Annotated in this window: 12 protein-coding genes; 1 reads left to right on the top strand and 11 read right to left on the bottom strand. The window is 38.3% G+C overall.

The features are described 5' to 3' along the window. The 7 genes from larC to uxaC all read right to left on the bottom strand — a co-directional run. A partial coding sequence (gene larC, locus SAY88_RS04630) for a nickel insertion protein (protein ID WP_332629733.1) occupies window positions 1–329 on the bottom strand: 329 nt, incomplete at its 3' end. Further along, on the bottom strand, window positions 326–1087 hold the full coding sequence (gene larB, locus SAY88_RS04625; protein WP_332629731.1) for a nickel pincer cofactor biosynthesis protein LarB: 762 nt from the start codon (window positions 1085–1087) through the stop codon (window positions 326–328). The genes larC and larB, both read right to left, overlap by 4 nt. A gap of 59 nt (window positions 1088–1146) precedes the next feature. Continuing rightward, window positions 1147–2619 carry a gluconokinase gene (locus SAY88_RS04620; RefSeq protein ID WP_332629728.1) on the bottom strand — a complete coding sequence of 491 codons (1473 nt, stop codon included), beginning with the start codon at window positions 2617–2619 and terminating at the stop codon, window positions 1147–1149. A 74-nt stretch (window positions 2620–2693) separates the two neighbouring features. Beyond that, on the bottom strand, window positions 2694–3503 hold the full coding sequence (larE, locus tag SAY88_RS04615) for an ATP-dependent sacrificial sulfur transferase LarE (protein WP_332629725.1): 810 nt from the start codon (window positions 3501–3503) through the stop codon (window positions 2694–2696). Window positions 3504–3599: 96 nt separating this feature from the next. Continuing rightward, on the bottom strand, window positions 3600–4370 hold the full coding sequence (locus tag SAY88_RS04610; RefSeq protein WP_332629723.1) for an SDR family oxidoreductase: 771 nt from the start codon (window positions 4368–4370) through the stop codon (window positions 3600–3602). Between the two features lie 42 nt (window positions 4371–4412). Beyond that, complete coding sequence (locus SAY88_RS04605; RefSeq protein WP_332629721.1) at window positions 4413–5684, bottom strand: nickel pincer cofactor-dependent isomerase, group 22; 1272 nt, start codon at window positions 5682–5684, stop codon at window positions 4413–4415. Window positions 5685–5704: 20 nt separating this feature from the next. After that, on the bottom strand, window positions 5705–7108 hold the full coding sequence (uxaC, locus tag SAY88_RS04600) for a glucuronate isomerase (RefSeq protein ID WP_332629719.1): 1404 nt from the start codon (window positions 7106–7108) through the stop codon (window positions 5705–5707). A gap of 319 nt (window positions 7109–7427) precedes the next feature. Here uxaC and SAY88_RS04595 point away from each other — a divergent pair, with 319 nt between their 5' ends. Continuing rightward, window positions 7428–8627, top strand: coding sequence for an ROK family protein (locus SAY88_RS04595; RefSeq protein ID WP_332629717.1), 1200 nt, complete (start codon window positions 7428–7430; stop codon window positions 8625–8627). 162 nt (window positions 8628–8789) lie between these two features. Here SAY88_RS04595 and SAY88_RS04590 read toward each other — a convergent pair whose 3' ends face one another. From SAY88_RS04590 to SAY88_RS04575, 4 genes are all read right to left on the bottom strand, one after another. Beyond that, entirely contained in the window at window positions 8790–10247 is a 1458-nt protein-coding gene (locus SAY88_RS04590; RefSeq protein WP_431308836.1) for an alpha/beta hydrolase, read from the bottom strand. Between the two features lie 442 nt (window positions 10248–10689). After that, a complete protein-coding gene (locus tag SAY88_RS04585; protein WP_332629715.1) occupies window positions 10690–11412 on the bottom strand; it encodes a LytR/AlgR family response regulator transcription factor in 723 nt (240 codons plus the stop codon). A gap of 69 nt (window positions 11413–11481) precedes the next feature. Continuing rightward, entirely contained in the window at window positions 11482–12453 is a 972-nt protein-coding gene (locus tag SAY88_RS04580; RefSeq protein ID WP_332629713.1) for a sugar phosphate isomerase/epimerase family protein, read from the bottom strand. Beyond that, window positions 12450–13628, bottom strand: a complete 1179-nt coding sequence (locus SAY88_RS04575; RefSeq protein WP_332629711.1) for a Gfo/Idh/MocA family protein — start codon at window positions 13626–13628, stop codon at window positions 12450–12452. The genes SAY88_RS04580 and SAY88_RS04575 overlap by 4 nt, the downstream gene beginning before the upstream one ends. Window positions 13629–13655: the final 27 nt, after the last annotated feature.

The following is a 13655-nucleotide window of genomic DNA, read 5'->3' as shown; positions in this document are numbered from 1 at the left end:
TGTCCGTGATCATGACTATGCTCGTGATCGTGGCTATGTCCGTGATCATGACTATGCTCGTGATCGTGGCTATGTCCGTGATCATGACTATGCTCGTGATCGTGGCTATGTCCATGGGCGTGGTGCTCAACGGTTAGCAGTACATCAAATTTCGTACTGGTAATTCCATTTTTCACAACTTTTGACCATTTCAGCTTATATTCTTCGTTAATCTGGAGTTTTTTTAACTCCTCTTCTAATTTAAATGGATCGGCCCCTGCATCAAGAAGAGCTCCAATCATCATATCGCCACTTATTCCTGAAAAACAGTCTAAATAAAGTGTCTTCATTCTTTTTCAGCTCCCTTTTGTGCTAACTGATAAATTAAAGCTGCATTGTAAGCACCACCGAATCCATTATCAATGTTTACTACACTAATTCCCGAAGCGCACGAATTCAACATTGTTAGTAAAGCTGATAAACCATGAAAATTAGCGCCATATCCTATGCTTGTTGGTACAGCGATGACAGGATGTGATACAATCCCGCCTATCACACTTGGAAGCGCTCCTTCCATTCCAGCTACTACGACCGAGACCGTTGCTTGTTGAATCTCTTCATAGTGATCGAACAACCGATGAATACCCGCCACCCCTACATCATAAATACGGTTAACATTACATCCTAACGCTTCTGCTGTAATCGCTGCTTCTTCAGCTACTTTTAAATCAGAGGTTCCTGCACATAAGATGTTAATGTACCCTTTTAAATTATCGGATTTAGCCTTCTCTTCATTTTTCCAAAGTAAGATTTCTGCAATGTCATAATACATGAATTCTGGACAAACTCTCTGAACAAGGTTGGCTTTTTCTTTTGAAATACGTGTGACTAAAACATTGTTGTCTTTTCCTCGTAATGCCTTAATAATAGAAATGATTTGTTCAGCAGATTTTCCCTCTCCGAAAACAATCTCTGGAAATCCTTGCCTTTTCTTACGATGATGGTCCACTTTCGCAAAACCTAAGTCTTCATATTGTGCTAACTTTTTCTTCGCTTCTGAAACACTCATGTTTCCACTTTGGACTTGTCCTAATATCTCTTCTAACATGGTTAACACTCACTTTTCTAATTTATGGTTCCTCTTAATGTATCATGTGTTAGAAGGATTTAAAAATACTCAGACAAATCATTCGCTACCTTATTGTACTTTTCATACACCTTTAAATAGATCTGGTGATTTTCTTCATTAGGTTTTACAACACTCCCCATAGGAACATTCTTTTTTATATCTTCAAAAGAATCAACTTTTCCAATCGAAACTAGTGCTGTCCAGGCTGCTCCCCATGCTGCACTATGATGACTTTCTGGAACATATACTTCTTTACCAAACACATCAGCAACCATTTGAAGCCACAAGCTAGACCTAGCCAATCCGCCGTTAACAAAGAGCTTTTCTGGTTCGCCTGCTACTCGTTCTAGCGCTTTTCCAATTTGGTATAGATTAAAGGTAATTCCTTCAAGCACTGCTCGAACAAAATGTTCCTTTTTATGAGTGATGGTTACACCAAAGAAATTTCCTTTAGCTCGTTGATTCCATAATGGCGCTCTTTCGCCATTAATATATGGATGAAAAAGAATTCCTTCTGCTCCAGGAGAAACTCGTTCTGCTTCTTTTGTTAGTTCATCAAAACTCCCTTGATGATTTAAAAGTTCTTTTAACCATTGAAGAGCAATGCCTCCATTATTTGTCGGTCCCCCAATGATTGAATAATCCTCTGTAAAAGCATAGCAAAAAGTTTCATGCTTCTTATCAACTTGAGCGTTCTTAGCAAATTGCCTAATAGCACCACTTGTTCCTACTGTAACAGCCACTTCACCTGGTAAAATCGCACCTATCCCTAAGTTTGCTAATTGTCCGTCAGCTGCTCCCATGACAAAAGGAGTACTATTTGAAATTCCCATTTCTTTAGAAACATCCTTTTTGATTCCAGTCAACTTCTCAGTAGGAGGGGCTATTTTTGAAAGTTGATCCTTTTGAATATTGACAAACGTCATTGCCTCTTCATCCCATTGAAATGTTTGGCGATTGAAAAGTCCCGTAGCAGATGCCATTGAATAATCAACTACTCTTTGGTCAAACCATTTCAGAATAACAAACTCTTTTATTGACATGAAAAAAGCTGCTTTACGATAAGGATCATAGCCTGTTTCTTTCATCCATAACAGTTTACTTAATGGGGACATTGGATGAATGGGCATGCCGGTTCTCTCATAAAATTTCATCCCCTCGCCTTGCATTAACTTTTCAGCTTGCTCATTGCTTCTACCATCAGCCCAAATGATGGCTTTTGATAAAGGTTCCCCCTTAGAATCAACACAGATGAGAGAATGCATCGCGGATGAAAATCCAATTGTAAGCAGCTCGTCACCCTGGATGCTTGCCATATGAATTGACTTGCGAACAGCTTGTACTGCCAACCGTTCAATCTCATTTGGATCTTGCTCAACCCAACCTGTCTTAGGATAATAGGATGTAATCATCTCTTCAGCCTCAGAGATTACATTTCCTAATAAATTAAATACAACCGCTTTAACACTCGTCGTTCCAATATCTAGTCCCATTACATACTCTTTTGACATATCACATCTTCCTTTTCATAAATCTATTCGAATAGAAAAAGACTTTGAGAGAGCTCAAAGTCTTTTTCTACTTGTTACGCTCTCTTATGAAGAACTTTATTCATGCTGCCGCTTTGATAGCCAATTAAGTCTAGTGTGACATATTGAAACCCGTACGCTTGTAGTTCCTTCGATATCAATTCGTGATTTTCAAGTACTATCGCCATATCGTTTGGCTCGACCTCAATTCTTGCCATTTCCTGATGTGTTCGAACGCGCACTTGACGGATATTTAGCGCTTTTAAATACGCTTCCGCTTTTTCTACTTTCGTAAGCTTTTCTTTTGTAATTTTTTCTCCATAAGCAATTCTAGAAGATAAACATGCAAAAGAAGGCTTATTCCACGTAGGTAAATCGAACCTTTTGGATAGATCTCTAATTTCTTGTTTGAATAAATTAGCTTCTTGCAACGGACCACGAACGCCTTTTTCTTTCGCTGCTCTCATTCCAGGGCGATGTTCATTCATATCATCTGCAATCACCCCATAAATAACATTCTTGAACCCTTTTTCCTCCATCACTGGTATTAAAAGTTCAAACAGACTGTTTTTACAGAAATAACATCGATTTTTATCATTTTCTGTATAGCCCGGAATGGCCAATTCAGATGTTTCAATAACTTGATGACGGACTCCAATTTTTCCAACTAATTCTTTTGCCTCTAGTAACTCACTTGACGGATAAGTTTCTGAGTCAGCTGTAACAGCTAGCACCCGGTCCTTGCCTAATGTTTCAACAGCTACTTTTAATAAAAATGTACTATCTACCCCACCAGAGAATGCTACAACAACGGAATCCATGTCTTGGAGGATGGATACTAACTTCTGATACTTTTTATTTAACATTGGTCTCTCCTCTCTAAAAATGTAGCACCGCTTCTAAATAAATATCTCTATAGTGTATTGAATGCTACCCGGTAAAAGACCTACCGTCTCCCCCAATTAGATGGTCATACTACCAAACCCACCGTCAACTCTAATAAGAGCTCCAGTCACGAAGCTGGATGCTTTATCTGACGAAAGCCAAACAGCTGCTCCTTGTAATTCATCTGGTTCACCGAAACGGTTCATTGGTGTATGATTCATAATTGCCTCGATTCTTTCTTCACTTAAAATTTTGCGGTTTTGTTCCGCTGGGAAGAATCCTGGAATAATCGCATTTACACGAATACCATGTGGCGCAAATTCTCTTGCAAGATATTGAGTCATACTATTTACGCCTGCTTTTGATACAGAATACGTAAATACTTTTGATAATGGTGTTGTCGAAGAAACAGAAGAAATATTAATAATGCTGCCTTTTCTTTCTTGCTCAATCATCTTCTTCGCAAAGATCTGACACGTCACTACTACTCCTTTTAAGTTGACATCCATGATGTCATCCCATTCCTCCATATCGAGATCAAAGAACGGTGTAGTGCTATTTTTTCCAGGGGCATTTAATACTACATCCCAGCCTCCAGACCATTGTTCAATTTCATTAGCAGCCTGTTCTAATGACTCTCGTGAACTTACATCTGCAGCAAAAGCTTTTGCAATACCCCCACTCTCTTCGATTTCCTTTACCACTTTAGTTGCCTTTTCTAAGTTACGACCTAAAATGGCTACTTGAGCACCGTGTTCAGCTAATCCCTTTGAAATGGAAGCACCTAATACACTGTTCCCTCCAATTGCAACTACTGTTTTCCCCGTTAAATCAAATAGATTTCCCATTTTTTCTCCTCCTAAAAATTATATTTATCCTCTATAAAACCTTTACTTACTTATATTTCCATCCTCATCTAATTGAATTTCATAAAGATCTGAAATCTGCTCCATTTGTGGATGTTGTGACACTAATTCGAGAAGGGCTTCTGAAACTTCAATTTCCCCTATCTCCAAAGTATTTTTAATTCGAACCATCTTCACTTTTGAAAAGTCTAAAATATTACATGTCTTAACCGCCGCTTGAATAGCTTCTTTATCATTAGCAAGCGTCGTTGCAATTTTCGTTGGTGCAACGACCGTTGATGTTAACCCATTGGCATAAGTGAATTCTCGGTTCATCTTATCAACCAAACGTTGCGTCGTGAAATCAGCAGTTCCAACCCCGTTCGCATTCCCTTCTGTTTCTGGGGTTAAATCTAGTACAACCATCTTGTTAACTTCAGGGCCGCCATGTGCATACGGTGTCGGGTAACGTCCAGTTATATTCGGATCCATCCCGTCTCCACTAATATTTTTTCCTATCTCATTAATAACAAGCACATCTATTTGCTCAAAAAATAGTTTCGGTAATAGTTCCTTAGCCAAAGCTTGAAGTTCTGGCTCTTTCTCCTCAATTTCTTCTGCTGCAAGCACTTCGATTCTCGCCACTTTATCAAATGCATTTTCTAAAGTAGCTACACCGAATAAAATAGGCGTTTGGGCCATCATCAATTTCGCCATTGCTGGTACATTTTCTGCCATATACTTAAATCCTAATTGATGACAAGCCTCTGCCCCTTTTTGTTTACCTAGCCCAATGCTGATCATTTTCATAATTCCGCTCTCTACAGGTCCACGAAACGCTGTATGAGGCTTAATACGATTAATGACAATAATCCCATCAGCTTCAGATGCATGTTTATCAATATAAACAGGGAGGCCATTTGGTAATTCTCCTAGTTTTATCACGTCCATAGAAGAACGAATTTCAGCCCCTACGCTGTCTTCTGTAACACCAAGATGTGCTAACACTTCACGTTGCCCCTCAGCGGTAGCGCCTCCATGGCTCCCCATACTCGGAACAATAAACGGTTTTGCACCTAATCCTTTTAAGAATTGTACGGTTAACGCGGTTACCTCTACTAGACGGTCCATCCCTCGACTTCCAACTGCAATAGCAATTTCCATTCCAGGCTTAATCTTTGTCGTTATTTGAGGTTGTTGCAGCTTTTCATTTAAGACTTCATTAATATTATCAATTTTACGACTATCAAAGTGTTGCCTCACTTTTGCCATTTTAGGCAATGGAATATCTTTTAATAAATCTTGAAGAATACCCATACTATTCGTTCACTCCTTTTTTAACGGTTTGTAAAATAGGATTCCGCATTATCATAGCCAATATTACGAATCATTCTTTGAAGGAGTAACTCATCATTTGGCGCCTTACCTTCTTCCACCCATTCACCGATAAGATTACACAAGATTCTTCTAAAATAATCATGTCTTACAAAAGAAAGAAGACTACGAGAATCAGTTAGCATCCCAATAAAGTGACTCAACGCCCCTAAGTTCCCTAAATCTTTCAACTGCTTTTCCATTCCATCGATATGATCATTAAACCACCATGCCGAACCGAATTGAATTTTGGCTGGAATACCTGCTTCGTAGAAGTTTCCAGTCATTGTTGCTAACACATAATTGTCACGTGGATTTAAGTTGTAAAGGACTGTTTTTGGCAACGAATTGTTTTGGTCTAGTGCATCCAAGAAACGTGATAAATCTTCAGCTATACTCGCATCACCAATGGAATCAAATCCAGCATCAGCACCGAGTGCACGAAACATCTTTGTGTTGTTGTTTCTAGTAGCACCTATATGCAATTGCATTACCCATTTTTTCTCTGCATACATTTTCCCTAATTCAAATAGAAGAAACGATTGATAATTGACAATGTCTTCGTTTGTAAGTGTCTCATCGTTATAACGCTTTTCAAATACTTTCCCAGCCACATCTTTTGATACGCCTTTAAATACCAATTGGGTAAGACCATGATCAGATGCACGGCATCCCATTTCATTAAAGTAATCAATTCTCTGTTGCATCGCATTCAACAATCCATCGATAGAGGTAACCTGTTGGCCAGATACTTCTTCTAATTTTTTTATCCACTCATGGAAGGTCGGCTTTTCTAGGAAAAGTGCTCCATCTGGTCTAAAGGTCGGTGCAATTTCTGTTTTAAATGTCTGATCGCTTTTTAATAGTTTGTGATACTGTAGCCTAGAAGTTGGGTCGTCTGTTGTGCCAATAAATTGCACTTTTGATCTTTCTACAAATTTTCTCGGTTTAAAATCAGGTTGTTGTAATTTCTCATTACACTCATTCCATATTTCACGAGCTGTTTCAGGACTTAACCTCTTATCAACGTGGAAAAATGTTTTTAATTCCATATGAGTCCAATGATATAACGGGTTTCCTATTAAATTAGGTACCGTTTGTGCCCAAGCTTCAAACTTCTCCCAATCAGAAGAATCACCAGTGATTAACTCTTCGTTAACTCCATTTAATCGCATCGCTCTCCATTTATAATGATCCCCAGCAAGCCACACTTGCGTCATATTTTCAAACGACTTATTTTCCCAAATCTCTTGCGGGTCTAAATGACAATGGAAGTCATGAATCGGTAACTCTTTTGCTATATTGTTATATAGTTTTTGTGCAGTTTCATTGTTTAATAAAAAATCATGATCTAAAAAATTCTTCATAAGTACTTCCCCCTTATTTCATATTTACTATTGAAAAAAAACATATAAATATTACAATTATTGTAACCACTTTCATTATACATTTACTATTTATTTGTTTACTAAACAAACTAACAAATGTAGAATATCATTTATACGCATTTTAGTCAATTCCTAAATACTGGCTCCATCTTTCAACGTACACTCTTCTCTATATAAGTATTTGAAAAAAATGTATAATATATAGTATCGTTTCTAAATGACTAATAACAATTGATCCAATGATGAATTAGTGGATAGACAGAGTTAGGATAAGATTTATATTACAGGAGGTTAAATAATGGTTACAGGTGATGCTTCATACATTAAGAAAATTAATCGAAGCTTTCTTATTAGTAAAATAATTGAGCATGGATTTATATCAAGAGCAGAATTATCTAAAATTACTGGATTAAATAAAGCGACAATTTCTGTCCAAGTTGCAGATTTACTAAATGAAGAGTTAATCATTGAAACTCAGCAAGAACACAACAACTTAGGAAGAAGGCCCATTATGCTTTCACTTAACCGGAAGGCTGGCTATGCTTTAGGGATTGATTTAGACTACAAACATATTACTTTTACATTGTCAGATTTATTAGGATCCCCCCTATCTACAGAAATCGTTGATTTGAATACTTCTGATTATGATGAAATACTTGAGTTATTAGGCAAGTACATAAAGGACTTCCAAAACAAGTGCATAGACAGTCGATACGGCATTGTAGGAATTGTAATTGGAGTTCATGGAACCGTTACCGAAGATGAAGTTATCAAATTCGTCCCTCGACATAATTGGCATAATAAAGATTTGAAATCTGACATTGAAGCCAAAGCAGGGATTTCTCCTTACATTAAAAATAATGCAAACCTATGTGCATTTGCCGAACAAGTATATAAACATCACAATAGTGAAAATCTATTATGCGTTAGTTTGTATTCAGGTATTGGACTTGGGATTATGATTAATGGAGAACTCTATGAAGGGTATCATGGCTTTGCTGGTGAGATGGGACATATGATCGTTGTTCCTAATGGCAGACCGTGTAATTGTGGTAATAAAGGGTGTTGGGAACAATACTCTTCAGAGTCTACCTTTTTCAAACAACTTTCAGAAAAACAAAATATAGACGATATCAACTATACCGATATTCAGAAGCGGTTAAATGATAAAGACTCTACTTTCAGTGAGGAAATGGAAGAGTTTATAAATTACTTATCTATTGGTCTAAATAACATCATAAACCTTCACAATCCTGCCACAATCGTTCTAAATAGTGAGCTATTAAAAATGAACGAAGGGGCAATCGATGAAATAAAGGGTAATCTAACATCATCAGTAAGTTCTTTTGAAGAGTTGCTCATTTCGGATTTTGGAAAGGAAGCAACCGTCATGGGTGCATGCTCTTTAGCAATAAAAAACTTCTTAAACATCCCAGAATTAAAGCTTAGTATAGATGATCAGGATTTACCAAAACTTACAGTGGATGTTCCAGTTTAAGAAATAAAGGTCATTTTAAAAGCCCTACCTGTAAAATCGTTCAGGTAAGGCTCTTAAATACTGACTCATACCAAAATTACCATTTTTATTATTAAGCTTATAATTCCTAAATGTATGTCCATCATTCGGGTAAATCAATCCAAGAAACAGCATTTTTAGCCTCTAACGGGGATCCCTTTCCTCCCCTGAATTTATGTCAATAACTTTAACCGGATTTTGAGGTGCAGCTACAGTCATACTGTTTGGAGCTTCTTCTTTGTTCTCCACCCAATCAACAAGCAGATCAAAAGCTTGATGAGTATAAGGCAATAAGGGTTGAAGCTCTCTGTCCGGATCTGTTACTTGATTCCAGACCAGGCTGTCCACATGAGTGCCTTTTTCGATCATGTATAGACGGTGCAAATGATCTTTTCCTGCTTTTTTCACAAGTTTTCTGTATCCTTCTGCATGAATTGCAGGAAAAATGAGAGAATCCAATGAACCGGTTATGCTGATTAAAGGCACGTCAATATCACCGGTATTCGCTACCTCTTTAATGTTTTCTTTTATACTTTTTGGTCGTGATACGTATTTATAATCTTTATAGATATGATCATAGCTGCGGTCTCTTACCCCATTCACAAAATTTAAATAGTTTTTCCAATTAATTCTAGCTGGTGCGTCTGGATCAAAGTGATCGCGGTATATATTTAAGGTTACAAACCAATATACCTGGTCATGATAGGCCCATAATTTTTCGGATCCATGTGGAAGACCTGCTTTGTACATTTCCTTAACTGCTTCATCCCGTGCTTTCCCGCTGCCGAAAATGGCTTCATTGGCATTATTGACTACAGTTGTTAAAGAGCTAATTAAGTTTGGAGCCTGATCTGTCCATAACACCCCTTCCCAATCAACTCCGCCGTCAAAAAGTCGTGGCTCTCTTGTTTTTTCCGGTCCATCATTTTCAAGCGCATAACGGACAACATAGCCCCCATTTGATATTCCCAAAGCGTATGTAGGCACTTTATGGTCTTCTTTTAATAAACGGCTTGCAGGGTTTGCAGGATCATTCGGTCGAATCAGCTTATCAGGGTAATGCTTGCTTAAATAGCTTTGAGCCGATTTTGTCACTTGGCGATAGCGCAGATGCCATTCTGCTACACTATCATCCGCGTTGATTAGTGCATTTTTCACCTTTGCAAACGGATCAATGGGATCACTTTCCCCCTGTGTCCCTTTATCAATCGCCGCAAATGCAAAACCTTTTTCTAACACAAAATCACTAAATAGCAGGTCTGTCGAAGTTTCATTCCGAGTAGCAGGTATACCAGAGACGACCAGTTTTCCATTCCAGTTCTCTGGTACGCGAATAACGAATTGCGCATCGTCAAAAAATCCAGTAATCTGTGTCCCCTTAATTTCCGAAGGTTTATACATCTGATACCAACCAGTACCTTCGGTTGAATTCCCCCAATTATAAGGAGCCAAACCGAGGTTATCATAAGCAACTGCTTTTTGATATTGCTGCGGATTTTTCGTAGTCAGCCAGTTTCCATTTGCCCCATCAAAGTAAATTTCAGACACATCACGTGCCCCAGGTATCAACTCATCCTTGTCCTTTGCATACTTTTGCCCCATCATTTCTCCTCCAGTATAAAATGTAAATAGCAAAGACGAAGATAAAGCAAGCGCCAACGATTTTCCTTTCAGAAAAATCAAATCCCTTCTCCTGCAGTGAATTCATATAATTCAGATAATAACATTTTACTGTTTCAGTCTTTTAAAATCACGAGGCTATTGTCGCAATTTACCTGTTTTAGACGCCCAAAACAGAACCATAACCAATTTCTTCTTTTCCAAAACCAGTATATATATTAATTGTTTCTTTTTTCACTCAATACAGCTGCCACAAACACTTTAATCTTCCTTTTAAATGAAACGAACTATCAATTCATCCAGACGAAATAATCACATATTTCAGAAAAATAAATAAAATTAAAAACCCAAGCTAATTTATAATCAACTTGGGTTTGGTAATCTTTCATTATTCTTAAGTTATAAGTTCACTGTAAGTAATCCCTCACCCCACTCCCGCCTTCAAACTCTGCAATTCTACCAACTTATGCTTCGAAATCCTTGCTGTCTCCGGGTAATTTTTAAAATAAGCTTTATACATCTGACCTACAGTTTCCACTTTCGTTAATTGATCCAAGTTAATGATATACGACCGATGTGCGATCATAAAACGGGAATCGAGAAGATGTTCGTAGCTGACTAATGGCTCGTTTGTTTGATATTTATAATGCTCCGTATGAATAATCGATTTCCGATTAGATTTTTCAATAAATAGAATCTCTTCAGGTGAAAGAAAGGTGATCTGATTGTTTCTCTTAATCATTAAATCTTTATTTGCATGACCTTTTTCAATAGTGATGCGATTTTGATATAATCTTGTTTCCGCACGCTCTAAAGCCGTGAATAGTCTTTCTCTTTTGATCGGTTTGACAATATAATCGACAGCGCTTACTTCAAACGCATCTAAAGCATAATTGTCATAACCTGATGTAAAGATTACCTCAAGAGACGGATGAAGTCTTTTGCATGTTTTCACTGCCTCCATTCCATTCAAAAAAGGCATTTCAATATCTACTATCGCAATATCTGGTTTTTCATTCATAATTAAGCGAACGAACTCTTCTCCATCTACTGCTTCACCAACGATTTGAAAACGTGAAAGATTTTCAATAAAGCACCTTAATAGTTTTCTTGAAGCCTTGTCATCCTCAGCAATTAATACTTTCATTATGACCCCTCCAAGTTCCCAAAAATAATCAATATATAAAGAAGCAAGGGAAATGCCCCTTGCTTCTCCTTACGCCCACCACATTTCCGAGATTTCTTCTTTAAAAAGGGATGCTTTTAAAAGCGCTATCGCTTTCCCTAGTCCTTCATCAATGGATGCTAGCATATCTTCGTGTTCAATTGAGAGGACGTAGTCGTATCCAACTGCCCGAAGTGCGCTGATCATATCGTGCCACGTCTTTGCGTCATGACCATATCCTACCGTTCGAAACGTCCATGAACGATCAAGGACTTGACTATAATGTTTCGTATCTAGGACGCCATTCACACTGATATTCGCTTGATCTAAATACGTATCCTTTGCATGAAAGTGGAAAATAGCTTTTTCACGTCCAAGTTTTTTGATTGCTTCAACTGGGTCAATTCCTTGCCAGACAAGATGACTAGGATCAAAGTTTGCTCCTATCATAGGGCCCACATGTTCCCTTAATTTCAGCAATGTTTCTGGATTATAGACAACAAAGCCAGGATGCATCTCAAAGGCAATTTGGTTGATTCCATGTGATTTGGCGAATGCTGCTTCTGTTTTCCAATATGGAATGACAACCTCATTCCACTGCCATTCAAGCATTTCGACATATTCAGGTGGCCATGAACAAGTAACCCAGTTCGGGAACTTTGCATCTTTGTGATCACCTGGACAACCGGAAAATCCATTTACTACGGGTACTTCTAAACATTCTGCTAATAAAACGGTTTTTCGCCATGACTCATGGGATTCATTTGCAAACTTCCTGTTAGGATGAAGCGGATTGCCATGGAAGCTCAACCCGCTAATGCTAAGGCCTCTTGCTTCAATGGCTTTTTTGTATTCGTTTAATTTCGTAGGGTTATCTAGTAATTCATCTGGATTACAATGACTTGTCCCAGGGTAGGTTCCCGTACCTAACTCGACTGTTTCTATCCCCATTTCAGCAACTTTATCTAGCATTTCTTCAAAAGGCAGATTTTGATAGAGGACGGTAAAGACTCCTAATTTCACGACTTGACCTCCTGTCCCACGTTTACTTTCACCCACTTTTGGTTTGTATGACTCTCTAGAATCGCATCTGTAATGCACATGGAAAGGTGGCCATCAGCAAATGTCGCAAAGTTCGTTTGATCCTTTAATGGATCTTTTCCTTCATGAATGAAGGTATAGAAGTTTTTCATCATATTTTTTAACGCATCAGGCCAGCCCTCGTTATGACCACCTGGATGATGAATCGAGCCCTTCGCTTCATTGCTAAACAAAGCTGGATCTGCTAGAAGAGTTTCATTTGCACGGCCGCGATGCCCGAGCCATAGCTTCTCTGGTTCTTCCTGATTCCAATAAGCGGAACTTTGGCTACCGTTAATTTCAAAGCTTAATCGATTTTTACGTCCTGCACTTACTTGCGATACAGTAAAGACACCGCTTGTACCGTCATTAAAGCGAACGAGAACGGATGCATAGTCCTCTGTATTGATTGGTACCTCTTCATACTGTTGGTCCGCCGTCTCTTGAGCTCCAAAAGTAGCCACATTTCCGATTGCTTTCTTTCTTACTGGAATAACAGTCGCTAAATCCGCAAATACTTCAACAATTTGTTTACCCGTTACGTGTTGGACGGTATCACACCAATGGGAGCCAATATCAGCTATCGCACGCGACTTCCCACCTGCTTCTGGAGCTAACCGCCAATTATAATCAGTCTCATATAACAGCCAATCCTGCAAATAGCTTCCGTGAACAAGATTTACTTTCCCTAACTCATTGTTTTTAATCATCGTTTCTAATTGCTTTAAAATAGGGAATTGGCGATAGTTAAAGTTAACCCCGTTAACAACGCCATGCTCTTTAGCTAACTCTAGCAATTCTCTTGATTCGTCACTTGACATGGCTAACGGCTTTTCTGATAAAACATGTTTACCTGCTAAAATAATCTCTTTATTAATCGCAAAATGCAGATGATTTGGCGTACAATTGTGTACGACTTGAATCTCTTCATCGCGCAGCATGTCCTTGTAATCTCCATATGCTTTTGGAATTCCTAACTCAGCCGCTTTTTGTTCAGCCGCCTCAAGGCTCGATTCTGCTAGTGCTACTACCTCAACAAATCCTAATCGTCTGACCGCTTCAATGTGAGTCGGTCCTATAAATCCTGTTCCAATGACACCTACTTTGATTTTATTCATACTAACTCACCTCTCCTATCCTATTAA

Origin of the sequence: Halalkalibacter flavus (assembly GCF_036663575.1) — a bacterium.
GTDB lineage: Bacteria > Bacillota > Bacilli > Bacillales > Bacillaceae_D > Halalkalibacter > Halalkalibacter flavus.
The sequence above is the reverse complement of the archived record's forward strand: the minus strand, read 5'-3'. Positions and strand labels throughout refer to the sequence as shown.

Coding starts and splice junctions, on each gene's coding strand:
- larB (WP_332629731.1), bottom strand. CDS start 1,087: ATGTTAGAAGAGATATTAGGACAAGTCCAAAGTGGAAACATGAGTGTT.
- SAY88_RS04605 (WP_332629721.1), bottom strand. CDS start 5,684: ATGGGTATTCTTCAAGATTTATTAAAAGATATTCCATTGCCTAAAATG.
- uxaC (WP_332629719.1), bottom strand. CDS start 7,108: ATGAAGAATTTTTTAGATCATGATTTTTTATTAAACAATGAAACTGCA.
- larE (WP_332629725.1), bottom strand. CDS start 3,503: ATGTTAAATAAAAAGTATCAGAAGTTAGTATCCATCCTCCAAGACATG.
- SAY88_RS04595 (WP_332629717.1), top strand. CDS start 7,428: ATGGTTACAGGTGATGCTTCATACATTAAGAAAATTAATCGAAGCTTT.
- SAY88_RS04575 (WP_332629711.1), bottom strand. CDS start 13,628: ATGAATAAAATCAAAGTAGGTGTCATTGGAACAGGATTTATAGGACCG.
- SAY88_RS04590 (WP_431308836.1), bottom strand. CDS start 10,247: ATGGGGCAAAAGTATGCAAAGGACAAGGATGAGTTGATACCTGGGGCA.
- SAY88_RS04585 (WP_332629715.1), bottom strand. CDS start 11,412: ATGAAAGTATTAATTGCTGAGGATGACAAGGCTTCAAGAAAACTATTA.
- SAY88_RS04620 (WP_332629728.1), bottom strand. CDS start 2,619: ATGTCAAAAGAGTATGTAATGGGACTAGATATTGGAACGACGAGTGTT.
- SAY88_RS04610 (WP_332629723.1), bottom strand. CDS start 4,370: ATGGGAAATCTATTTGATTTAACGGGGAAAACAGTAGTTGCAATTGGA.